Raw genomic sequence first — 24559 nt, 5'->3', positions numbered from 1 at the left:
CGTCTATCCAACCTTTTGTAATTCTACGAGTAAGTTTTTTAATTCCGTTTCTAAGTCAAACACTACTAGCGTATCGCTCGTTTCAACTTTCAACGCTGTTAATTCATATTGCATATCGTCGAGTAATAAATAATGCAAATTTGGAATTTCAGCTTTCTTGGCTTCTAATTTAGCCGTTAACACTTCACGATGGGCTGGGTTAGCCGTGACGGTAATTAACTGGTCTGGTTGGCCAAGTTGTAATAACGTTGGGGCAATAATGTTCCCAATGGTCGTTTCATCTAAGTCAATTTGTTTTTTTACAATTTGACCGGCCATCGCCACCGCAAAGGCAACAATTTCGGCTTCCTTATCGTGCAAATAAGTTGCAATATCAGCTTGGGCAGCCGCATAATTTTGCTCAGCTTCCATACTAATTTGCTGGGCCATTTGATCACCAACGGCTTTACCTTCGTTATAACCAACTTCATAACCCGCCGCTTGCCCTTCTGCAAAGGCTTGCGCTTTTAATGCTTCGGCGGCTTGTTGGGCATCTGTCATAATTTGTTGGCGTAATGCTTGGTTTTCAGCATTAAATACCTGCATATTATCATCTTCACTCGGCGCTGCTAACGGTACTAAATTATCAGTAATGATGGGCTTGGGCGCATTATTATCAATGACAGCTGCTTGTTTCCAAACATTATTTGACCATTCCATCCGTATTTCCTCGTTCAATATAAATTTCACCATTATCATCTAGGCGACGAATTTCAGCGACCACTTTTTGTTGGGCTTCTTCAATCGTTGCTAAGCGGGTTGGTCCCATAAATTCAAGTTCTTCTTGAATCGTTTCGGCGGCCCGTTGTGATAAGTTCTTAAAGATAAATTCTTTAATATCAGCGGCGGCACCTTTCAAGGCCAACTTAAGGGCTTCATTATCAATTGCCCGCAATACTTTTTGAACATCCATATCAGATAATGATGTGATGTCATCAAAGGTAAAGAGACTCGTTTTGATTTCAGTTGCCAATTCAGGCTGCCGTTCTTCCAAGTCGCCCAAAATATTCTTTTCGGTACTGCGACTGGCGGCATTCAAGATACCAACCAAGACTGATACTCCACCAACATTTTCGGTATCGGCGACTTCGAAGTTTGATAATTGCGCTTCAAGCGATTCTTCAATGCGCTTGATTACTTCTGGTGAAGTCGTCGTAATTAACCCGACCCGTTCAGCCACATCAACTTGTAAATCACGCGGTAACTGGGCCAATAAAGCGGCCCCTTTTTCCGGTTGCATATAACATAAAACTAACGCGATAACTTGGGGGTGCTCATCAATTAAAACATTAACTAACTGCTGTAAATCGGCCGTCCGTGCAATATCAAATGGCCGTTCACGCATTTGTAATTGCTTTAAAACATCCAAAATTTCTTTGGCTTTCTGCGGGCCTAACCCTTGGTTTAAGACGCTTTTGGCGTAATCGTAACCACCATCCAGAATATATTGGCGCCCGTTAGCCGTATTAATAAATTCATCTAAAACTTGATCACGTCGTTCTGGTTTAACGTAATCAGTATTAGCGATTTCGTAACTAATTTTCTGGATGTAATCATCCGGTAGTTGTTTCATAACTTGGGCTGAAACTTCTGAACCTAAGGAAATTAGCAGAACCGCGGATTTTTTTACGCCTTCATTCTGATCCATGCACTCATAACTCCTAGTGTTTTATTTATCTTCACGAACCCATGTCTTAACTAAATCAGCGACAATATCGGGATTCTTCATAGCAAAATCTTTTGCCTGGTTGGTTTTACTTTCAACAACTGACTCGGCATTTTCATCAAGTTCAACTGGCGCACTTTTTGGTGCTTCCGGAACTTCTTTGGCTTCATCCTCATAGTCATCGTATTCATATTCATCTTCTTCTTCGTTTCGGCGGCGACTGCGAATAATGAAGAAAGTTGCTAAACCAAGAGTTAAAATTCCCGCCTCAACGGCTAAGTAAATCCATAAATCATTGGCTTTCTTAGCCTCTTTAGGGCTGCTGGTAGTATTCATTTTCGTTTTAGCAAATGACACATCTTGAATATTAACGGCATCGCCCCGTTTTGAATCTAAGCCAATCGCATTAGCCACCATTGTTTGGACTTGGTTCGCACTAGCCGCATTATTGGCATCACCATTAAGGACAACTGATGCGGTAATTCGTTGGACCGAACCGGGGGCATTAATAATTTTGGTCGTATCTGTATCAAGTTCATTATTAATCGTGCGGTTAAACGTTCCATTTTGGTCATTTTTGGCCCCCGCAACATTGGCCGCGTTATCAGGTTGGCCACTTGTTTGTTGGTTGTTAGCATTATTACCAGCAATTTGCAGGTTCTCACTGCGAATATTAGGATTACTGTATTTAACCGTGTTGCGTTCAACGGAATTAAAATCAAGATCAACATTAATGGCAACTTGGAACTTACCGGCCCCATAAATTGGCGTTAATAACGTACTCAATTTTTGCGTTAATTGATTTTCATATTGTTGCTTCATTTGGAGGAATTTACTATTGCCCCCAGTCAGTGGATTATCATTACCACTGTCACCATCCGCTAAAATGCGGCCATTACTATCAACAACCTTAACGTTATCAGGATTTAAATTTTCAACGGATGCCGACGTCAAAGCCACAATCCCTTGGACCGCGGAATTTGAAATCGTATTACCTTTTAACGTCAAAATTACGGATGCGGAAGCTTTTTTGTCCGTTGAATCATCAAAGACACTTTGACTCGGGGTCACTAGAATCACCCGGGCTGATTGGACCGCATTTAGGGAACTAATTGAACGTTCCAATTCACCAGTTAAAGCCCGTTGATACATAATCTTACGGTCTTGATCCGTGGTCATCATGTTGGTTTTATCAAACAACTCAAAACCACTCGTACTATTTGGTAATTTATTGGCCATTGCTAAATCAATCCGCGTTTGGTCAACTTTGTCGGCTGGAATCATGATGGTTGTGCCACCATCCTCCAATTTGTACGGGACATTTTGTGATTTCAAAGTCGCGGTAATATTTCCCGCATCACCTTGGTTAACATTGGCAAACAATACGCCATATTGTACCCGGGTTAATAATGTGAAACTAATCACACCAATTGCTATTAAACTAAGTAAGCCACTGATAATCCCAATCTTCATTGGGCGACTAATTGCTGACCACTTGTCCTTAATATTTCCAAAACTGCTATTAACTCGCTCCACTTACTTACATCCCTTTCACACGGTTCCTAGAATTGCATATTCTTAATATCGTTATAGGCCTCAAGTACTTTATTGCGGACCTGAACCGCTGTCTGTACTGAAAGTTGGGCTTCTGTCATTTGAACCATAGCTTTACCCAAATCATTATTATTTCCCGAAATTAACCCCGCCGTCCCTTGCTCCATCGCATTGACATTATTGTTAAGACCGTTAATTGCATTCCCGAGTAACTGGCTGAAATTAGCACTGTGGGTCGCGGAAAAATCGGTATTTTCTAAGCCCGTTTGTTTAGCCAAAAAGCCTTGATAACCTTGTACGTTTGATAACAAACTATTGATTGATTCCATTTATTTTCTCCTCGAATTAACCGTTTAATGAAATTTGTAAGGCTTTTTGTAAAATTGATTTGTTCATTTCTGTGGCTGATACATTCGCTTCATACGAGCGTTGGGCTTGAATCATTTTGACCATTTCATCAGCCAAATTGACATTTGATTGGGCGACATACCCGTTCGCATCAGCATTGGGATTGGTTGGATCATATGTACGTTTAACATTTTGATTAGCGGTGATGCCCGTAACTTTAACGCCGTAACTGGGGGAGTTCAAACTGCTACTTGGATCATTTAAATCGGCTTGATGTGCCATCAAATTTTCACTAAATTGAACAGTCTTGGCTTTATACGGACCACCTTCAGGCGTGGTATTCGTATTAACATTGGCAATATTGGTTGAGCTAACATCCATCTGTAAACGATTTAAAGCTAGCCCACTCGCATTAATATTTAATCCGTTAAAAAAACTCATTTTTTATCCTCGTAATTCGTTTAATGGTTCACGATATAGCTCATCATTTGGTAGCGTCCATTTAATTGGCTAACGAGCATATTGTAATAAATTCCATTTTGCGCTTGATCGACCATTTCCGTATCAAGATCAACATTATTCCCATTTGCTCGGACTTGGGTACCCGTTTCCGTGGTAATTTGCGGTTGAATATTACTTAACGCTCCAATATGCCGGGGATTATCAGTGACCATTTGCCCCGGTCCGGTCGCTTGTTGTAGTAAATTTTCAAATTGCACCCGCTTAGCTTTATAAGCAGGGGTATTTAAATTGGCAATATTTGATGAAATTGTTTGTGCACGGGTATTTGAAACTGATAGCGCGGTCTTCAATAAATTGTCGATTTCCATTGCGAGTCCTCATCCATGTGTATTTTATATATCCCAATGTATTGTTAAGAAACAATAAATAGTATTAACTAAAGATAAATAACGCAGGAAAATAAACGTTTTTAGTAAGCAAAACATGTTTTTTATCAATTTTGTTAATAACTATTTTCAGATGTTTTTAAATATAACTTAATTTTTATTTTATTTCCATACAAAAATTTACGATATTAGTAAAAATCGTTAAACTTTACAATTTTGATACCGATACTCTATCAGTATTTAAAAAAAGTTTTCTTGGAGGTTCAATTCATGCAAATTTCACTAATTTTAGGAATAATTCTTGGTTTTGCGTCAGTAGTTGTCGGAATGATTCTAAAAGGTGCTAATGTTGCGGTACTCTTAAATCCCGCGGCGGCAACGATTATCTTTGTCGGAATCATTGCCACGTTACTCAATACGTTTTCAAGTACGGATGTCAAACGGCTTCCCGGGATTGTACGCGTCTTATTTAAAAAACAGGAACAAAACATTCCTGACACAATTGCCGAAATTGTTGAATTATCAAACACAGCTCGTCGTAATGGTTTACTTGCTTTAGAATCAGTTTTGACTGAAGATAACAATCCTTTCTTAGTTCATGGCTTACAAATGGTTGTTGACGGGGTCGCAGCTGATCAAGTCAAAGATATTCTTGAAAATGAAATTGACGCAATCGAAGAACGGCACACTCGTGGAGCGAATATGTTCAAAACAGCCGGCACAACTTCACCGACTTTAGGGGTGTTGGGAGCCGTAATTGGTTTGATTGGTGCCTTGGGACACCTGAATGATATCAACGCTTTGGGTCATAGTATTTCAGCGGCCTTTGTCGCCACCCTATACGGAATCTTCTTTGGATACGTGCTGTTTATTCCCTTTGGTGAACGGCTTAAACAAGCTTCTAAAACCGAACTGCAAGAACTTGAAGTTATGCTTGAAGGAATTTTGGCCATTCAAGCTGGTTTACCTGCCAAAACAATCGAGAAAAAATTATATTCAATGATTGACGACGAATATATCGAAGAATAGGACGGTTAATAATTTGCGAAAAAAAGATAAACATGAAGAAGAACCTAGTGAAGCTTGGCTCCTCCCATATTCGGATATGTTAACGTTGCTTCTTGCTTTATTCATTGTTTTGTTTGCGGTCTCAAAAGTTGATACTGCAAAATTAGCGCAACTCGAATCGGAATTTGGTAGTATTTTAGCTAGTAATCCAAATTCATCGTTAATCGCTAAGGAAAAAAATAATGCCCAAGGCCAACCCAACAATGTCATTAAACCGATTGATTCAGTAAATTTTAAACGCCAACAAGAACAACAGTTGTTAACTAAAACCTTTGAAGAAACGAAAAAAGACATCGCTAATTCACCATTACGCGATAAAGTAACGATCACGATTCAAAGCGATGGGATTCACTTAACGTTAAATAGCGATATTTTATTTGATACTGCTAGTGCCGCCGTTACTAGTGAAATGGCCAAATCATTGAGTCTCTTGGCCCCTCATATCAAAATGCTGCAAAATAATAATTTTATTATTGCTGGTTATACGGATAACTTACCAATTCAAAATAATCCCCAATACGCTTCTAACTGGGAATTAAGTTCTGCCCGCGCCATTAGTGTTATGAATTACCTAACCAATGCCCACGTTTTAGATCCAAGTAAGGTCACCATCGAAGCCTTTGCGGAAAATAATCCGGTCGCATCTAATCAGAATGCAGCAGGTCGCGCCAAAAACCGACGAATTGAAATTATCATTCAACGTAAATTCTCGTAAACAAAAAGAGGTCCCGATTTAATAATCGGGACCTCTTTTTAATTTGTTAATTTAAAGGGTGTTACAGCCATTTTTATCTGTTTAGGTATAATTTATCATAAACTAAATAAAAATAGCAGCAAGGTCTATTTTTTTGAACACAAATTATGATACTAATGTTTTATTCTAATAATTATGTTTTTTTGACGCAAAAACCCACAATATATAACATACAGTATATCTCATTTAAAAATATTATGCTTACATTCGGCTCGGTTTTACATAATTCGTTATATTATATAAATATTTTTAACGTTATTATTAATAATATTTAAGTAATTTACCAAATATTAAGAGCCGAAACGTGCAAATCACCTCAGGTACTTCCGTCTAAATTAAAAGCGGTCCGAGCACTTAACTCTGGTCTAGTGTTAATTTGCCACTAAAACGCGTTCAGGAAGTCCGATATATTCGAAATACAAAAATAAGACCCCCGAAGAATTTTCTTCAAGAGTCTTATTTAATGTATTTTTCGATATCGCCCGACTTCCGTCACAGCTCTCTTTTCTTTAGTACTCAGCACCTACCGAGGTGATTTGCACTCTTATAATTTCTAGTGGTACAAGTCAAAACGACCCTTGGCAAGCATTTCTTTAACACCACCAGTTTCCCAAAGTGACTTGTTCATGATGATCTTCTTCAAGGCTGAGGCAACATAACCCTTAACCTTAGTACCGTTACCAAGCACACCAATGGCATCAGTGTTACCTAATGAACAAACAGTACCTTGACTTACGTACTTGAAGTCTTCACCTTCTTGACCGTTCATGTCAGCAATGATGTTCATTGCAGCTACGTGACCCATTACTAATGCGATTTGAGCAGTAGTTGGGTATGGGCGGCCACTTTCAGCGTCCATAACAGCAGCAACGTCACCAATGATGTAAACCTTGTCGTTTTCAGGATCTTTAAGTTGTGAAGTAACCATCACACGGTTACGACGAGCTTCGATACCTGAGTTAGCAATAACGTCAGAACCTGAAACCCCAGTAGTCCAGATAATAGTACCGGCTGGGAATTCGATGATTTCTTTAGTTTCCATGTTTTGGGCAACTACAACACCGTCTTTAACTTCGTTGATTCCGCGGCTAGTGTATACCTTAGCACCACGCTTAGCTAAGCGCTTAACAGCGTAGTCAGCCAAGTCTGATGGGAACATTGGTAACAATGAAGGCGCAGCATCAATACAAGTAAGTTCGATATCATCTGGAGTAACACCAGCAATCTTAGCGTACTTAGCTTTGTTTTCAGCCATGGCACCAATTAATTCCATACCAGTAAATCCAGCACCGGCAATCAAGACCTTCAAGTTATCAGGGTTCTTTGATGTACGGTAGTCTTCCAACTTAGCAATAAAGTGCTTGTAAACAGCTTCTGATGATTCAACGTCGTCCATTGGTAATGCGAATTCAGTTGCACCGTTGATACCGAAAGTTTCTGAACGGAAACCTAAAGCAACGATTAAGTAATCAAAAGTCATTGGTTCGTGGCCTTCGATTTCAACTGTCTTAGCTGCTTTGTCGATCTTAGTTACAGTTGCTTGAATAAAGTTAGTAATACCTGGTTTTACTACGTCTGAAATTGGGTAAGTGATTTTATCGGCATTAACACTACCTGCAGCAACTTCGTGGTAATCAGTTGCTTCGTTGTGGTAGCTGTTACGGTCAATCAATGTAATTTCTACATCTTTCGCTTTGCTTTGCAATACTTTTAATGCTAACAATCCGGCGTAACCTGCGCCCAAAATACCGATTTTCGTCTTGGCCATGATTAAATTCTCCTAAGTTTTTTTGATGTCTGTCCAATGTATACTGCTAAAATGCATATTTTAGCCATATCTATTATAGTATAACTAATTTTGTGCTTTTTTGGCAACATTTTCACGTTCATAAAAATTATTAATTAATTTTTAAACACTAATCTGCAGCAACGGTTTTGGCAATTCGACCGTTTTGAATATAAACACTCAAAATAGCGATATCCGCTGGGTTAACACCAGAAATCCGTGATGCTTGCGCTAATGTTTCTGGTTCTATTTTACCAAGTTTTTGCTTAGCTTCAATTGCTAAGCCCTCGATTGCAGAATAATCGATATTTACCGGAATTTTCTTAGCTTCCATCCGGTGAAGTTTTTCAACTTTTTCTTGGGCCTTAACAATGTAGCCTTCGTATTTAATTTGAATTTCAACTTCTTCAACTACATAACGATCAAGGGGTGTTTCACTGGCTGGTACAAATTCCATTAACTTTTGGTAGTTAATTTCAGGCCGGCGTAACAATTCAGATGCCAAAATTGAATCCTTCATTGGATTTGAACCACAACTTACTAAGTAGGCATCCAATGGTCCATTAGGATTGATACGTATACTTTGTAAACGGGCTTTTTCAGCTTCGATAGCCGCTACTTTAGCTTCAAAAGCAGCGTAACGTTCATCATCAATTAAACCTAATTCGTGACCAACCTTAGTTAAACGCAAGTCAGCATTATCATGGCGTAATAATAAACGGTATTCGGCACGTGAAGTTAGGAGCCGGTATGGTTCATTAGTTCCCTTAGTAACTAAATCATCAATCATCACTCCAATGTAACCTTCAGAACGCTTCATTTCATAATCAGGCCGACCAAGCGCACGTAAACCAGCATTAATTCCGGCAATAATTCCTTGACCAGCGGCTTCTTCATACCCAGAAGTTCCGTTCATTTGCCCTGCCGTGTAAAGGTTTTTGATAATTTTAGTTTCTAAAGTGTGCCGTAATTGGTGTGGCGCAACCACGTCATATTCAATGGCGTAACCAGGGCGCATCAATTCAGCATTTTCCAATCCAGGTACTGAATGAAGCATCTTCAATTGCACTTCTTCAGGCATTGAAGTTGAGAATCCTTGGACATACCATTCATCAGTTGTCCGACCTTCTGGTTCAAGGAACAATTGGTGTTGTAACTTATCAGCAAACCGGACAATTTTATCTTCAATTGATGGGCAGTAACGCGGACCAACCCCTTCAATCACACCGGTAAACATCGGTGCCCGGTGCAAGTTTTCGTTGATAATTGCATGGGTATGTTGATTAGTATACGTCAACCAGCAAGATAATTGTTGTTCCAAGGCCAAGTAGTCTTCATCCTTTGATGTGTAACTAAAGTGGTTGGCTTGAACATCCCCAGGTTGTTCTTCAGTAACAGAAAAATCAATTGTTTTACCGTTAACCCGTGGTGGGGTACCCGTTTTGAAACGCTTCAATTCAAAACCAAGATCTAATAAGTTTTCTGATAACTTAATTGATGGTTGTGAATTATTAGGGCCTGATGTGTACATCAATTCCCCAATAATAATCTTCCCACGTGATGAAGTTCCAGCGGTTAACACGACTGATTTCGCCTTGTAAACTGCCCCAGTGTTGATCCGTACCCCAGTGGCGACCCCATCTTCAACAATCACTTCTTCCACAATTCCTTGGCGTAGCGTTAAGTTAGGCGTTGTTTCAATCGTGTGCTTCATGCTGATGTGGTATTCATCTTTATCAGATTGGGCCCGCAAAGCACGCACCGCTGGACCTTTACCGGTGTTAAGCATCCGCATTTGGACATATGTTTTATCCGTGTTGCGACCCATTTCACCACCAAGGGCATCAATTTCACGTACCACAATCCCTTTGGCTGGACCACCAACGGCCGGGTTACATGGCATGAAGGCAACCATTTCAAGTGAGATGGTCATCAATAAAGTTTTGTTTCCCATGCGGGCAGCCGCTAAAGCAGCTTCAGAACCAGCATGCCCAGCACCAACAACGATTACGTCATATGCGCCAGCTTCGTATGGAATTACAGCCATTTTTATTTCTCCTATTTTTATAATCTAAGTTATTTTCCTAAACAGAATTGACTAAACAATTCGGTTAATAAGTCGTCTTGGACAGAATCTCCAGTAATTTCACCAAGTTTGTCCCAGGCATTGGTCATGTCGATTTGCACAATATCAACTGGCATCCCCATTTCAATCCCATCAATGACGGCTTGCAATGATTTAGCCGCTTGTGCTAATAAACCAATATGGCGGGCATTAGTAACCATCACAGTAGTTTGGTTATTTTCAATCCCTTCATCAAAGAACAAGTGGGCAATTTTTTCTTCTAATTTGTCCATGTTATCATTCCGTAAAACCGATACAGCAATCATTTCATCAGCGGCAATTAAACTAGCCAATTCCGCTTGATCAATGTTTTGTTCAAGGTCAGTTTTATTTAAAATAACAATCCGTTTTTTATCGTTGGTAATTTCAATTAATTGGCGATCTTCGGCCGTTAATGGTTGGTTAGTATTTAACACTAACATGACCAAATCAGCCTTAGTAATTGCGGCCCGTGAACGTTCAACCCCAATTTTTTCAACCACGTCTTCGGTATCGCGAATTCCAGCGGTATCAATTAATTTCAATGGTACCCCGCGGACATTGACATACTCTTCAATCACATCCCGCGTAGTCCCCGCAATATCAGTGACAATCGCTTTATCTTCATGTAATAAGTGGTTCAAAATTGAACTTTTACCAACATTAGGTCGCCCAATAATCGCCGTCGCAAGGCCTTCACGGAGAACTTTACCTTGTTTAGCTGTCCGTAATAATTGTTCCACGTAGGCCTTCACATTTTCGGCTTGTTCTAACAACAATTTGGTCGTCATTTCTTCAACCGCATCATATTCCGGATAGTCGATATTAACTTCCACGACTGCCAAAGTATCCACGATATCCTTGCGAATTTTGCGAATCAAATTTGATAAATTTCCATCAAGTTGATTCAAGGCAACTTGCATTGAACGATCCGTTTTTGCTCGAATTAAATCCATCACAGCTTCGGCTTGCGATAAATCAATCCGCCCACTTAGGAAGGCCCGTTTAGTAAATTCACCAGGTTCGGCTATCCGTGCACCATTGGCAAGTAATAGTTGCAAAATTTTGTTAGTGGCGACAATCCCACCGTGGGCATTAATTTCAATAACATCTTCACGCGTAAAAGTTTTAGGTGCTAGCATTACTGACACCATCACTTCATCAACTTCTTGATTGTCGTGATCGGGGTCAACAATGTGGCCATAGTTAATCGTGTGACTAGCAACTTTCGTTAAATTCTTACCTTTAAAGACACGATTAGCAATCGTAACGGCCTCTTCTCCACTTAAACGAATAATTGAAATTGCCCCCTCACCAGGTGGCGTACTAATTGCGGCAATTGTGTCAAATTCTGTTAATGCATCTCCTGCGTTAGCCATGATAATTCCTTTCTGGGTACTAAAAAAGTGCCTACACCACCCCATTGATTTATTGGGTGGCGAAGCACTTTCACTACTTCGGTGATATAAAGTACGATACAAACTAGCTGCTTGATAGCGCACATTTTATTACTTATATATTTAACAATCTATGTCGGTCATTAGGATACACTCAAAAAAGGCCCCTATTTAACCGATAACAGATACATTCTAAGCAGTCAACTTACACATGTCAACCAATCAAATTACTTTTAATGTAATTTACGCATCTAGGCGCTTGGCGGCGGCTTGACTTAATTCAATCTTAACGCACCGGAATGGTTCTTTACCAATTGAGGTCGTTAAAATATCTGAATCATCAGCCAAAACGCTATGAATTACTTTCCGTTCAAAAGCAGGCATTGGTTCAAGCGTTTCACTTTGGCCAAGACTAACGACTTTATCAGCTAAACGATATGCTAAGCGTTCCAACTTTTCAGTCCGTTCTTCGCGATAATTTCCCACATTTAACATTACTTGGGGATGGTTAATACCAGCTTCACTTAAATAAGCGGTCGCCAATGTTTGCATTGCATTTAAAGTCCGCCCATATTTACCAATTAATAAACCCTCTGTTGCTGTTTCAAATTGGATATTTAAGGTATTTTGTCCCCATGTTGCATCAAGTTCACCTTCAATGCCTAACGCACTTAAGATAGTTACTAAATAATCAATAACTTCATCAGTGGCCTTTTCCCAACGTTGACGGTTCTTGGCTTGTCGTTCTAATAATGCTTGGGCATCCGCATCAATTTGAGTGGTACTTGTTATATCATCAAGTGGCTTACTACTAGGTGTTCCGACTGCTGAAGCCATCACAGCCTGGTTGACTTGTCCTTGTTCTTTAATAATAATTTCAACTTCGGCCGCCACGTGGTATAACCCAAAAAACTTGGCCTGGCCGGCATTAATTACATATATTTCAACCGCATCACGGTTTACACCGAGAATCTCTAATCCTCGCTTAGTTGCTTCTTCTATTGTTTTACCTTTAAATCGTGCCATTTTATTTCCCGCTTACTATATTCTAATACTTAATTATACCCAATCTAAACTCATTTGTACGTGTTAAATTTACAAATATTACAAATAATTCTTTAATCCTGCACTAACTATTAACATCGCTATCTTCTTTAGCTAAATTTTACCTGATTTGTCTTACACTTTTTACTAAATGACTCCTTGCAACATAAAAATGCGACCAAAATTACACTTTTCAGTCGCACGAGCTTTTTCAATATTTAAAAGCAAACATTCTTTAATTCAAACCAAATCGCAATTTCACGTTCAGCATGTTCAACACTATCTGAACTGTGAACAACATTTCGAATAATACCATCGCCCCATTCACGGCCAAAATCACCACGAATTGTTCCAAAATCAGCTTCAGACACATTCGTTTTCCCAGCCATCCGCCGAAATACACTAACGACACTGATTCCAGCGGCAATGATTGCGACAATTGGACCTTCTTGCATATATTTAACCATTTCAGGATAAAAAGGTTTATCAACTTTATCTTCATAGTGCTGATCTAATTGGGCCCGCGTGGCATTAGTTACTTTAAGTGCTTCAATTCGATACCCTTTACGTTCTAAACGTGTAATTACTTCACCAATATGTCCTTGGCTAACCCCATCTGGTTTTACTAAAATTAATGTCCGTTCTTCATGCATGCTTACATCCATCGCTTTCTTAGGTTTTAACGTAAGTCGTGACTGGTTTATTTTGGATTACTTGTAGTCATGATAACACGTTTATTTAACTTTGTTGTTATTTTCACAATTTTTTATTTGATTTATTAATTTTCTAAAAAAGCCTGACAAGCCTGGTTTCAAGGACATTGTGCTTCTTTTCACTATTTTTTCAAATTCATTGTGATTATTTCCCGACAAAGTTCTCTATTACGTTATTATACAAAAAAAGTGCCAAGATTTATAATCTTGGCACTTTAATATTAATTACTTCTTTTTAAGCGCATTCCGACGGGCTTTTTCAAGTTTACGTTGGCGTGCTTTTTCAGCCGCTTTCTTTTCAGCGCGCGCTGCATTAATCTTAAATGGATTTTGGATAAACCAAGTTTGGACCATTTGGAAGGCATTCGAAGCCACCCAGTAAAGTGATAAGGCTGATGGCAATGATAACGCCGTAATAAAAATAATTACTGGCATCATAAAGGTCATTGATTTAGTAACTCCGGTTTGCTCTGGTGTTGAAGCCATCGCCAACCATGAACTACCAAACGTAAAAATAGCCGCTAAAATTGGTAATACCAAGTAGGGATCTTGATGTCCAAGTTGTAACCACAAGAAATGTCCAGTCCGTAACTCTTGTGTCCGGAAAATCGCTTGGTACAAGGCAATCAAGATTGGCATTTGTACTAACAATGGTAACAAGCTTGCAAATGGATTAACCCCTGCTGCTTTATATAATTCTTGTGATTCACGTTGCATCGCTAAGCGTGAGTCATTATCCCGACCTGGATATTTTGCTTGCAAGGCTTTAATTTGTGGCTGTAAATCTTGCATTTTTAACATTGATTTTGATTGGTAAATCATCAATGGCAAAATAATAATCCGAATAATTATCGTGAAAGCGATAATCCCAAACGCATAATTGTTTCCCAACCAGTGAGATAAGCCAATTAAAGCGCGTGAGAAGTTCAAGATAATACCACCATCCCAGATACCCGTTGAGTGTTCTGTGATTGGTTTATTACTACAGGCAGCTAAAAAGACTGTTAACCCTGCCACCATAGCCACAAGTAAGCTAAGCTTTTTTTGTGACCGTTTCTTTGCTGTGTGCATAAATTCTCTCCTACATACTTGAGATTTACGAATAATTACTTATTTGAAGCTGGCAAAAGCGTTGCTAATTGTAAGGCATGGACCAAATTTTCCCGAATTTCAGCCATTGGACGGCCATTTGCAGATGGGCGGGCAATCACTAAAAAATCGGCATGCGGATCAATCTGTGCTTTGTATTCCAATAAAGTTTGCCGAATACGCCGCTTTACATATACACGGTCGTGAGCTTTGCCGACCTTTTTCCCCACTGAAATTCCCACTCGAAAGTGTTTAGCGGTCAGCTGTTCCATCTTGTATACGATAAACATGCGATTAGCAACTGAATGTTTGCGATCAAATACTTTTTGAAATTCCGCTTCTTTTTTTACGCGATATGACTTCCGCATTTTTTCCCTCTCAATCCTGGAATTAGCGATAAAAAAAAGTCACTGTGACCAGTGACCTTCTTATGCAGATAACACCTTGCGGCCTTTTTGGCGACGACGTGCTAATACTTTACGTCCGTTTGAAGTGCTCATGCGCTTACGGAAGCCGTGGACACGTTCACGGTGACGTTTCTTTGGTTGGTATGTGCGTTTCATTGAGAAGACACCTCCATTCTTTTCTATATATTTACATCGAAATTGTAACATCCCTTTGCATTTCCGTAATATCATAGCACAAAAGTAGGTACTTGTGAACTAAAAAAAACGGAATATATTTTTTTTACCTTCATAGATTATCCCCAATCTAACAGTCTGTTGTCAACAGGCCTGTGAATTACGTTTTTTTAAAGGTTAGTTTTACAAGATTTTTAAACAGGTTATCCCAAAATCCCCAGGGTGTGCATAGTTATTAACACTGTCTTGTGGATAACGTGGATAACTCTCTTATCTCTTGATGGTAGTGCTTTTATAAGCCACAAAAAACGGTGGATAACTGAAAAAAGTCTAGTTTTCCACTGATTTTTCCACATCCTTGTGGAAAAGTAACACACAGTTGTGTGGATTTTTTTCTTTTTTTGTCCACACCTGTGGATAACACTGGAAAATTTTTTTATTTATGCTATTCTAGATTAAGTTAAATTTATGATTGAGAAGAGGAACCACAATAATATGGTTGAACGGAACGCATTATGGTCGGCAATTGCTGACCGCTTCAGAAACAAACTGGAGCGTCCATCATATGACAATTTCATCCAGCCAGCACGTCTAGCACAATTTGATGCCAGCAAACATACGGCTGTGATTGAAGTTCCAAATGAATTATCGCGTGATCGATGGTTAAAAACGTATTCCAAAGAATTTACCACCTTTGCATTTGAAACTAATCAAATGTTACTTGCAAATATTGAAGTCCGCGTCGTGGAACCAGTTGTTGACTTGATTGAAGAAATTGAAAAAAATGATAATCCTGACTTACAACGCCAAGCAGTGTTAAAACACGGTAACAACTTGGATCCAAAATATATTTTTGATACGTTCGTTGTTGGGGCAACTAACCAATTAGCCTATGGAGCTGCATTAGCAGTCTCTGAAGGTTCTTTAGAATACAACCCCTTACTTTTGTATGGGGGTGTTGGGCTGGGTAAAACCCACTTAATGCAAGCTACGGGCAATAATGCTTTATTAAATGATCCCAATCAAAAGGTGTTATATGTAACATCTGAACAATTTACCAATGATTTCATTAGTGCCGTGCGTAATGGGACCACCGAAAAATTACGTGAAGAATATCGTAATGCGGACTTGTTATTAGTTGATGATGTGCAATTCTTGTCAGGAAAAGAATCAACTCAACAAGAATTTTTCCACACATTTAATGATATTTTGGGCCACAGTGGTCGGATTGTAATGACCTCTGATCGCTTACCAAAAGACATCCCTGACTTGGAAGACCGGTTAGTTTCACGTTTCCAATGGGGATTATCAGTTGACATTAATAAGCCTGATTTTGAAACACGAATTGCCATTTTGCTTGAAATGTCTGAAAAAGAAAATATCGAAGTCGATCGTAATGTTATTGAATTTATTGCAAAGCAAGTTGATAGTAACGTGCGTGAACTTGAAGGGGTCTTCAAAAGGGTCGCTGTTATTTCTAAATTTGATAGCGGTGTTAAAGCTACGATTGATGATGCTACCAAAATTTTGGCAGAACTTGATATTGCACAAAAATCAGAAATTACCATTGGTTTTATTCAAGAAACGGTCGCAAAATTCTTTAATGTTTCCGTGACAGACCTTAAGGGTAAGAAACGGAACAAAGAAATCGTAATTCCACGTCAGATTGCTATGTATTTATCACGGGAATTAACAGATAATTCGTTACCCAATATTGGCCGGGAATTTGGTGGTAAAGATCACACCACTGTGATGCATGCAACTGAAAAAATCTCCCTTAATTTAGAAAAAAACAGCACTTTACAAAAAAATATTGCTAGTTTGAAAAAACAAATCAACGGCGAATAAGTTTTCCACTTGTGGATAAGTATCGAAAATTCCACCTATTATCCACACACTAATTCACAACCATTTTCGTTGCATTTAAAGTTCTCGTAATAGTTATCCACAGAATTCACAGGCCCTATTACTACTACGAACTTTTTATATATAATATCTATATACTTAAACACTCAGATTGGAGCTCAAACTAATGAAATTTACGGTCAATCGTGCAGCCTTCATCAAAGAACTTAACGATGTCTCACGTGCCATTGCATCACGAACAACAATTCCTGTCTTAACAGGTTTAAAATTAGTCGTTGATCAAGACAGTATCACTTTAACAGGTAGCGATTCAGATATTTCGATTGAAACAACATTGAGTATTGCTGATGAAGCTGCTGCTTTAAATATTGAACAACCTGGTGCGATTGTCTTACCAGCGCGTTTTTTCATTGACATTGTTAAGCAATTACCAGCACAAGCAATGACTTTAGAAATGACAACTGGTTTTCAAACTAAAATTACGTCTGGATCAGCATCATTTACAATTAATGGCTTGGATGCAAATACATATCCTAATTTGCCAGAAATTGAAGCTACTAATTCCGTAACTTTAAGTGCTGAAACATTACGTGAAATCATTTCTGAAACAGTAATTGCGGTTTCAAACCAAGAAAGTCGCCCGATTTTAACTGGGGTCCACTTTAGCTTGAATAACAATGAGTTTTTAGCTGTTGCCACTGATTCACACCGGTTAGCCCAACGGAAAGTGGTCTTAGAAGATACATTGGCCGAAGCGGCTGATGTCATTATTCCAGGAAAATCACTTAACGAATTAGCTAAAATGCTTGAAAGTGTCGAAACTGTTGAAATGCGTATCGCTGAAAATCAAGTACTCTTTATTTTAGGCAAAACGTTATTTTACTCACGACTACTTGAAGGTAATTACCCTGATACAACACGTTTAATTCCAAAAGAAAGTGACATAACGGTGACTTTTAATGCTACTGAATTACTTTCAGCAATTAACCGGGCGTCATTACTTTCTCACGAATCACGTAATAATGTGGTTAAGTTAGAAATTGATCCAAGTGGGGCCAAAATTACTGGTAATTCTCCCGATGTTGGTCAAGTTGAAGAAGTCTTGAATGTTAAGGCGCAAGCAGGTAATGAATTGGCAATTTCATTTAATCCCGATTATATGAAAGATGCGTTACGCTCATTTGGAAATATCGATATTGAAGTAAGCTTTACGACTGCTTTACGACCATTTACGTTAATTCCAGTCGAAAATGGCGAAAGTTTTATTCAATTGATCACACCAGTGCGAACATTTTAAATAAGCGCATAAAAAACCTTGGAAAAATATTTTCCAAGGTTTTTTTATTTGAATTAGGCAAACTAACTTATCCACATGTGGACAAAGTTAGTTTCAATTACGCCTCAATATGCGTGGCGTTAAGGGGGTAAATAATTTAAGGATGCTTAATTTCGTTTTATGTAAAGGCCAAAAAAGCGTAAAAAATAACAAAATGGCGTTTTAAGCTAAAATGAGCTAATTTTTACGAAATATAATAAATCTATCTAAGAGCATTGCTTTTTGTTCAAATCGTTTTAAAACGCTAATTGAATTGTTTTAATCACTAAAAAACGGTATAATTAGCTAGTATAGAATAGTGTCGAGTCGAGTTATTGGGTGCCCATGGGGGTAGCCAGTCATAAACTTGGCTGCAAGAGAAAATAGGACGGTTTAGATGGCAACAGAAGTATTGATTGATACAGAATACATAACACTTGGACAAATGTTGAAGATTGAAAACGTGATTAGCTCTGGTGGCCAAGCTAAATGGTTTTTATACGAAGTTGAAGTACTTGTTAATGGTGAACACGATGAACGGCGTGGTCGGAAGTTGTATCCCGCAGATACAGTATCAATTCCAGACTTTGGCGAATTTGTCATTCGTGCTAAGTAATACAGCCGATGCAATTAGCGAATTTAACGCTGCATAATTATCGTAATTATCCTGATTTAACAGTCTCTTTTGCCCCTGGGGTTAACGTTTTATTAGGCCCTAACGCCCAAGGGAAAACCAATTTATTAGAAGCCATTTATGTATTAGCTTTGGCACGTTCACATCGAACGAGTAGCGATAAAGAATTAATTAGTTGGCAGGCTGATGACGCCCGCATTAGTGGGAAAGTCCACCGTCAACATGGGGATGTACCACTCGAATTACAATTTACAAAAAAAGGCAAAAAAGCCAAAGTAAATCATCTTGAACAAGCGAAATTATCGCAATATATTGGTCATTTGAATGTGGTTTTATTTGCGCCAGAAGATTTAGAACTTGTCAAAGGAGCGCCAAGCGTCCGACGGAATTTTATTGACCGTGAATTTGGCCAAATTAATCCTAAATATTTATATAACGCAAGCCAGTATCGCAATGTCTTGCGCCAACGGAATAATTATTTGCGGCAATTAATGACTAAACAAGCAACTGATTTAATTTATTTGGATGTTTTAACTGAACAATTAATTGAATTTGGAGCGGAAATTTTATTTGCCCGTAAAACGCTTTTAGCTAAATTAGAGGCCGCAGCTGCTCCGGTGCAAGCATCAATTACTGATGGGCGTGAACAATTGATTTTTGAATATGTTTCACCAATCAATTTAGCAGAACTACCTGATTTAGCAGCGATTAAAACGGCGTTGACTGAACGCTACATGAAGCAGCGAGCCAGTGAAGTTCAACAGGGGACAACTTTAGTGGGGCCGCATCGCGATGACTTACAATTCATCGTCAATGGTAAAAATGTTCAAACATACGGCTCACAAGGACAACAACGAACAACTGCTTTGGCAGTTAAACTTGCTGAAATCACCTTGATGAAAGATGAAACTGGTGAATATCCAGTGCTATTGTTAGACGATGTGTTATCAGAATTAGATACGCATCGGCAAACACATTTATTAAAAACGATTCAAGATAAAGTGCAAACATTCATAACGACTCCTAGTCTGAGTGATATTGCCCAACAATTAATCAACGAACCAAAAGTCTTTGCAATTAAAGCAGGACGATTAACGGAGGAAAATGATGGCTGAAGAGAATATCCAAGATTTAGCAGCTGAAAATGCCGAGGTCGATGCTGACAAAGCAACACAAATGCAAACCAATGCTGCTGAATATGATGCAAGTCAAATTCAAGTGCTTGAAGGTCTGGAAGCAGTTCGTAAGCGTCCCGGAATGTATATTGGGACAACTACGTCACAAGGTCTTCACCACTTAGTATGGGAAATTGTCGATAATGGGATTGATGAAGCCCTCGCAGGGTTTGCTGATCACATTACTGTGACAATTGAAGCTGACAACTCAATCACTGTGACCGATAACGGTCGGGGAATTCCCGTTGATATCCAAGCTAAGACTGGAAAACCTGCCTTAGAAACCGTTTTTACAGTCTTGCACGCCGGGGGTAAATTCGGTGGTGGCGGATATAAGGTTTCTGGAGGGCTCCACGGGGTGGGGGCATCTGTAGTTAATGCCTTATCAACGAGTTTAGATGCGAAAGTTGTCCGCGAAGGTAAAGTCTATGCCATGAAGTTTGAACGTGGTCACGTAATCAAAGACATGCATATTTTGGACGAAACACCAGATTTTGAACGTGGGACCATTGTCCACTTCTTGCCAGATCCAGATATCTTCCAAGAAACGCAAGTTTTTGATGCCAAAATTTTGACAACACGGGTACGTGAATTGGCCTTCTTGAACAAAGGCTTACGGATTTCAATCACAGATAAACGTGAAGCAGAACCCGTAACACAATCATTCCACTACGAAGGTGGGATCAAAGAGTATGTTAAATACTTGGACGAAAAGAAAGATGTTTTATTTGAAGAACCCGTCTACGTTGAAGGTTTGGAAAAGGGCATCATGGTTGAAGTTGCGTTGCAATATACGGATGATTACCACTCAAACTTGTTGTCATTTACTAACAACATTCACACGTATGAAGGTGGAACGCACGAAACTGGATTTAAAACTGCTTTGACACGCGTGATTAATGATTATGCGCGCCAAAATAAATTAATTAAAGAAAATGAAGATGCTTTGAGTGGGGAAGATGTGCGGGAAGGTTTAACAGCCGTTGTGTCAGTTAAACACCCTGACCCCCAATTTGAAGGTCAAACAAAAACAAAACTTGGGAACTCAGATGCGCGTCAAGCGACTGATCGGATGTTCTCAGAAACTTTCTCACGCTTTATGTTGGAAAATCCGGATGTGGCCCGCAAAATCGTTGAGAAGGGTTTAATTGCCTCTAAAGCACGAGTTGCTGCGAAGCGGGCCCGGGAAATGACGCGTAAAAAGTCTGGTTTGGAAATCTCTAACTTACCAGGTAAATTAGCGGATAACTCTTCAAAAGATCCCGCTATTTCAGAATTATTTATTGTCGAAGGGGATTCAGCCGGGGGTTCTGCTAAGCAAGGTCGTTCACGGTTGACACAAGCAATCTTGCCTATTCGGGGTAAGATTTTGAACGTTGAAAAAGCTTCGATTGATAAGGTTTTAGCAAACGAAGAAATTCGCTCTCTTTTTACAGCCATGGGAACTGGTTTTGGTGGTGATTTTGATATTTCAAAAGCCCACTACCACAAATTAATTATTATGACCGATGCCGATGTTGATGGCGCCCACATTCGGACGCTCTTGTTGACGTTGTTCTATCGTTACATGCGTCCGCTCGTTGAAGCTGGGTACATTTACATTGCGCAACCACCTTTGTACCAAGTGCGCCAAGGTAAGTTTGAAAAGTATGTTGATTCTGATGAAGAATTAGAAGAATTACTTGGTCAATTACCAGTATCACCTAAGCCAGCCATTCAACGGTATAAAGGGCTTGGGGAAATGGATGCCGAACAATTGTGGGAAACAACCATGGATCCAGAACGTCGTCGGTTACTACGGGTTGACCCAGCTGATGCAATTGAAGCTGACCAAGTATTTGAAATGTTGATGGGGGACAAAGTTGAACCTCGTCGAGAATTTATTGAAAACAATGCCGTCTTTGTTAAGGACTTGGATTTCTAAATACGATTTGGTACGTAGTGATAATTAACGTTGTCATAGTACGGAAAGGAACATATTTTGACTGAAGAAAGTTTTTCAAAACAAGATGGACGCATCACCGATGTTAATCTTGGCAGCACGATGCGCGAATCATTTTTAAGCTATGCGATGTCAGTTATTGTCGCACGGGCGTTACCAGATGTTCGTGACGGGATGAAGCCGGTACACCGCCGGATTTTGTACGGAATGAATGAACTTGGGGTGACCCCTGATAAACCATACAAGAAATCAGCTCGTATCGTTGGTGACGTCATGGGGAAATATCACCCCCATGGGGACTCCGCAATTTATGAATCAATGGTCCGGATGGCCCAAGACTGGAGTTACCGTTACTTATTAGTTGATGGGCACGGTAACTTTGGATCAATCGATGGTGACAGTCCTGCCGCCATGCGGTATACCGAAGCAAAAATGTCAAAAATTGCCATGGAAATGTTGCGTGATATCAACAAAAATACGGTTGATTTTGGCGCTAACTATGATGGTACTGAGCGTGAACCATTAGTCTTACCAGCCCGTTTCCCCAACTTACTAGTTAATGGGGCATCTGGGATTGCCGTAGGGATGGCAACCAATATTCCACCACACAACTTACATGAAGTTATTGGCGGATTGCACATCTTGATGAATAATCCAGAAGCAACTACGGCTGACTTGATGGAAGCCATTCCTGGTCCCGATTTCCCAACCGGGGGAATTGTGATGGGGAAAGCCGGTATTCGTAAAGCTTACGAAACTGGTAAAGGCACGGTAACGGTTCGGGCCAAAGTCGATATTGAAGTCGAAAAGAATGGTCGTGAACGCATTATCGTAACTGAATTCCCATACATGGTTAACAAGGCGAAGTTAGTTGAACGGATTGCCGAATTAGCGCGTGATAAACGGGTTGAAGGAATTACTGGGGTTAACGATGAATCTGACCGTGACGGTTACCGGATGGTTGTTGATGTGCGTCGTGATACGTCAGCGAGTGTCGTCTTAAATAACTTGTACAAAAACACGTTATTACAAACAACCTTTAGCTTTAACATGTTGGCTATCAAAGACAAGCAACCAAAAGTGCTTGGCCTAAAAGAAATGTTAGTTGCCTACTTGGAACACCAACAAGAAGTTATTCGTCGTCGGACGGAATTTGACTTGAAAAAGGCCCAAGCACGTGCGCACATTTTAGAAGGTTTACGAATTGCCTTAGACCATATTGATGCGATTATTAAAATTATCCGTTCTTCAGAAACGGCCGAAGTTGCTAAAAAGCAATTAATGGACAATTACAAATTATCAGACAAGCAAGCGCAAGCAATTTTAGATATGCGTTTGGTTCGTTTGACTGGTTTGGAACGCGATAAGATTGAAAATGAATACAATAATTTGATGGAATTGATTGCTGATTTACAAGATATCTTGGCTAAACCAGCCCGAATCAATGAAATTATTTACCAAGAATTACTTGAAATCCAAGATAAATTTGGAGATGAACGCCGGACGGAACTTCAAGTGGGGGATGTTACCTCAATTGAAGATGAAGATTTGATTGAAGAAGAAGATGTGATTATTACGTTGACACATAATGGTTACGCTAAGCGCTTAGCAACTTCAGAATTCAAGTCACAACACCGTGGTGGCCGTGGCGTGCAAGGAACTGGGGTGCACGATGATGATTTCGTTGAACACTTAATTTCTGCATCAACCCACGACACGCTCTTATTCTTCACGAACCTTGGGAAAGTTTACCGTTTGAAGGGGTATGAAATCCCTGAATACGGTCGCAATGCCAAGGGAATTCCAGTAATTAACTTACTCGGAGTTGAAGGTGGTGAAAAAATCCAAGCCGTAATTAATGTACGTGGCGATGCCAAAACAAGTAAAGACTTCTTATTCTTTACAACGTTAAACGGGGTTGTTAAACGAACAGCGGTGGCTGATTTTAGTAACATTCGGACGAGTGGTTTACGGGCCGTTAGCTTGCATGATGACGACCAATTAATTAGTGTTAACATCACTGATGGTTCGGCTAATATGATGATTGCAACGCATGCTGGATATGCAGTTTCATTTGCGGAAGCAGATGTACGTCAAATGGGCCGTTCTGCAGCCGGAGTTCGTGGAATTCGCTTACGTGAAGGTGATTATGTAATTGGGGCGGATATCTTACTTCCTGATCACAAAGTCTTAGTTATTACTGAAAATGGTTATGGTAAGCAAACCCCAATCAGTGAATACCCAATTAAGGGCCGTGGTGGTAAAGGGATTAAAACCGCAAATATCACTGAAAAGAATGGGCCACTTGCAGGCATGGCGATTGTTAATGGTAGCGAAGACATTATGTTGACTACTGATCGCGGTGTAATGATTCGTTTCGGAGCAGAAAATGTTTCTGAAACTGGTCGGGCAACGTTGGGAGTTCGTTTGATTCGTCTTGAAGATGGTGCTAAAGTGGCTACTTTAGCTAAAGTTGATAAAGAAGCTGAAGCTGATACATCCGAAGCAATCGTGCTTGAACTTGATGCTGAAGAAGTCGTAATTAGTGAAAGTACTGAAGCAGATGTAACCAAGGTTCAATCTCTTGCAGATGAAGTGATTACTGAAGCCAAGCAAGATGAAGAAAAATAATCATT

General features: G+C 39.6%; 22 protein-coding genes. 8 read left to right on the top strand and 14 right to left on the bottom strand.

Going from position 1 to position 24559, the window contains the following annotated elements; genetic code table 11:
• Nucleotides 1-3 precede the first annotated feature (3 nt).
• The 6 genes from LQZ75_RS06385 to flgB are packed head-to-tail and all read right to left on the bottom strand — an operon-like array spanning nt 4 to nt 4437.
• The gene (locus LQZ75_RS06385; protein WP_230097002.1) at nt 4-699 is read right to left on the bottom strand and encodes a FliH/SctL family protein; all 696 of its coding nucleotides are present in this window, start codon (nt 697-699) and stop codon (nt 4-6) included.
• Entirely contained in the window at nt 683-1687 is a 1005-nt protein-coding gene (fliG, locus tag LQZ75_RS06380) for a flagellar motor switch protein FliG (RefSeq protein ID WP_230097001.1), read from the bottom strand. The genes LQZ75_RS06385 and fliG overlap by 17 nt, the downstream gene beginning before the upstream one ends.
• Before the next feature lie 21 nt (nt 1688-1708).
• Nucleotides 1709-3241 carry a flagellar basal-body MS-ring/collar protein FliF gene (gene fliF, locus LQZ75_RS06375; RefSeq protein WP_230097000.1) on the bottom strand — a complete coding sequence of 511 codons (1533 nt, stop codon included), beginning with the start codon at nt 3239-3241 and terminating at the stop codon, nt 1709-1711.
• Between the two features lie 26 nt (nt 3242-3267).
• A complete protein-coding gene (fliE, locus tag LQZ75_RS06370; RefSeq protein ID WP_230096999.1) occupies nt 3268-3588 on the bottom strand; it encodes a flagellar hook-basal body complex protein FliE in 321 nt (106 codons plus the stop codon).
• A 16-nt stretch (nt 3589-3604) separates the two neighbouring features.
• Nucleotides 3605-4048 carry a flagellar basal body rod protein FlgC gene (gene flgC, locus LQZ75_RS06365; RefSeq protein ID WP_230096998.1) on the bottom strand — a complete coding sequence of 148 codons (444 nt, stop codon included), beginning with the start codon at nt 4046-4048 and terminating at the stop codon, nt 3605-3607.
• 20 nt (nt 4049-4068) lie between these two features.
• Nucleotides 4069-4437, bottom strand: a complete 369-nt coding sequence (flgB, locus tag LQZ75_RS06360) for a flagellar basal body rod protein FlgB (protein WP_230096997.1) — start codon at nt 4435-4437, stop codon at nt 4069-4071.
• A gap of 288 nt (nt 4438-4725) precedes the next feature.
• Here flgB and LQZ75_RS06355 point away from each other — a divergent pair, with 288 nt between their 5' ends.
• Both LQZ75_RS06355 and LQZ75_RS06350 read left to right on the top strand, forming a co-directional pair.
• A complete protein-coding gene (locus tag LQZ75_RS06355; protein ID WP_230096996.1) occupies nt 4726-5484 on the top strand; it encodes a MotA/TolQ/ExbB proton channel family protein in 759 nt (252 codons plus the stop codon).
• A gap of 13 nt (nt 5485-5497) precedes the next feature.
• Nucleotides 5498-6238, top strand: coding sequence for an OmpA/MotB family protein (locus LQZ75_RS06350; RefSeq protein ID WP_230096995.1), 741 nt, complete (start codon nt 5498-5500; stop codon nt 6236-6238).
• Nucleotides 6239-6830: 592 nt separating this feature from the next.
• Here the strand turns inward: LQZ75_RS06350 and LQZ75_RS06345 are convergent.
• The 8 genes from LQZ75_RS06345 to rpmH form a co-directional block, all read right to left on the bottom strand.
• Nucleotides 6831-8045 carry an NAD(P)/FAD-dependent oxidoreductase gene (locus tag LQZ75_RS06345; RefSeq protein WP_230096994.1) on the bottom strand — a complete coding sequence of 405 codons (1215 nt, stop codon included), beginning with the start codon at nt 8043-8045 and terminating at the stop codon, nt 6831-6833.
• 148 nt (nt 8046-8193) lie between these two features.
• Complete coding sequence (mnmG, locus tag LQZ75_RS06340; protein ID WP_230096993.1) at nt 8194-10110, bottom strand: tRNA uridine-5-carboxymethylaminomethyl(34) synthesis enzyme MnmG; 1917 nt, start codon at nt 10108-10110, stop codon at nt 8194-8196.
• A gap of 29 nt (nt 10111-10139) precedes the next feature.
• Nucleotides 10140-11546 carry a tRNA uridine-5-carboxymethylaminomethyl(34) synthesis GTPase MnmE gene (gene mnmE, locus LQZ75_RS06335; RefSeq protein WP_230096992.1) on the bottom strand — a complete coding sequence of 469 codons (1407 nt, stop codon included), beginning with the start codon at nt 11544-11546 and terminating at the stop codon, nt 10140-10142.
• 261 nt (nt 11547-11807) lie between these two features.
• Nucleotides 11808-12590, bottom strand: coding sequence for an RNA-binding cell elongation regulator Jag/EloR (jag, locus tag LQZ75_RS06330; RefSeq protein ID WP_230096991.1), 783 nt, complete (start codon nt 12588-12590; stop codon nt 11808-11810).
• A 236-nt stretch (nt 12591-12826) separates the two neighbouring features.
• Nucleotides 12827-13261, bottom strand: a complete 435-nt coding sequence (gene ndk, locus LQZ75_RS06325; RefSeq protein WP_230096990.1) for a nucleoside-diphosphate kinase — start codon at nt 13259-13261, stop codon at nt 12827-12829.
• A gap of 285 nt (nt 13262-13546) precedes the next feature.
• Nucleotides 13547-14392: a membrane protein insertase YidC gene (locus LQZ75_RS06320; protein WP_230096989.1), complete on the bottom strand. Its 846-nt coding sequence runs from the start codon at nt 14390-14392 to the stop codon at nt 13547-13549.
• 35 nt (nt 14393-14427) lie between these two features.
• Nucleotides 14428-14778 (bottom strand): ribonuclease P protein component, encoded by a 351-nt coding sequence (gene rnpA, locus LQZ75_RS06315; RefSeq protein ID WP_230096988.1) that lies wholly within the window; start codon nt 14776-14778, stop codon nt 14428-14430.
• Nucleotides 14779-14838: 60 nt separating this feature from the next.
• Entirely contained in the window at nt 14839-14973 is a 135-nt protein-coding gene (gene rpmH / locus LQZ75_RS06310) for a 50S ribosomal protein L34 (RefSeq protein ID WP_002828338.1), read from the bottom strand.
• A 513-nt stretch (nt 14974-15486) separates the two neighbouring features.
• Here rpmH and dnaA point away from each other — a divergent pair.
• The 6 genes from dnaA to gyrA all read left to right on the top strand — a co-directional run bounded on the left by dnaA (nt 15487) and on the right by gyrA (nt 24554).
• Nucleotides 15487-16839 carry a chromosomal replication initiator protein DnaA gene (dnaA, locus tag LQZ75_RS06305; protein ID WP_230096987.1) on the top strand — a complete coding sequence of 451 codons (1353 nt, stop codon included), beginning with the start codon at nt 15487-15489 and terminating at the stop codon, nt 16837-16839.
• Between the two features lie 184 nt (nt 16840-17023).
• Nucleotides 17024-18154, top strand: a complete 1131-nt coding sequence (dnaN, locus tag LQZ75_RS06300) for a DNA polymerase III subunit beta (RefSeq protein ID WP_230096986.1) — start codon at nt 17024-17026, stop codon at nt 18152-18154.
• A gap of 415 nt (nt 18155-18569) precedes the next feature.
• On the top strand, nt 18570-18788 hold the full coding sequence (gene yaaA, locus LQZ75_RS06295; RefSeq protein WP_230096985.1) for a S4 domain-containing protein YaaA: 219 nt from the start codon (nt 18570-18572) through the stop codon (nt 18786-18788).
• An 8-nt stretch (nt 18789-18796) separates the two neighbouring features.
• Complete coding sequence (gene recF / locus LQZ75_RS06290; protein WP_230096984.1) at nt 18797-19921, top strand: DNA replication/repair protein RecF; 1125 nt, start codon at nt 18797-18799, stop codon at nt 19919-19921.
• 61 nt (nt 19922-19982) lie between these two features.
• The gene (gyrB, locus tag LQZ75_RS06285; protein WP_230097056.1) at nt 19983-21905 is read left to right on the top strand and encodes a DNA topoisomerase (ATP-hydrolyzing) subunit B; all 1923 of its coding nucleotides are present in this window, start codon (nt 19983-19985) and stop codon (nt 21903-21905) included.
• 120 nt (nt 21906-22025) lie between these two features.
• On the top strand, nt 22026-24554 hold the full coding sequence (gene gyrA / locus LQZ75_RS06280; protein ID WP_230097055.1) for a DNA gyrase subunit A: 2529 nt from the start codon (nt 22026-22028) through the stop codon (nt 24552-24554).
• The last annotated feature ends 5 nt before the right edge of the window (nt 24555-24559 follow it).

The organism is Periweissella fabaria, assembly GCF_918814575.1.
Classification (GTDB): Bacteria; Bacillota; Bacilli; order Lactobacillales; family Lactobacillaceae; genus Periweissella; species Periweissella fabaria.
The sequence above is the reverse complement of the archived record's forward strand: the minus strand, read 5'-3'. Positions and strand labels throughout refer to the sequence as shown.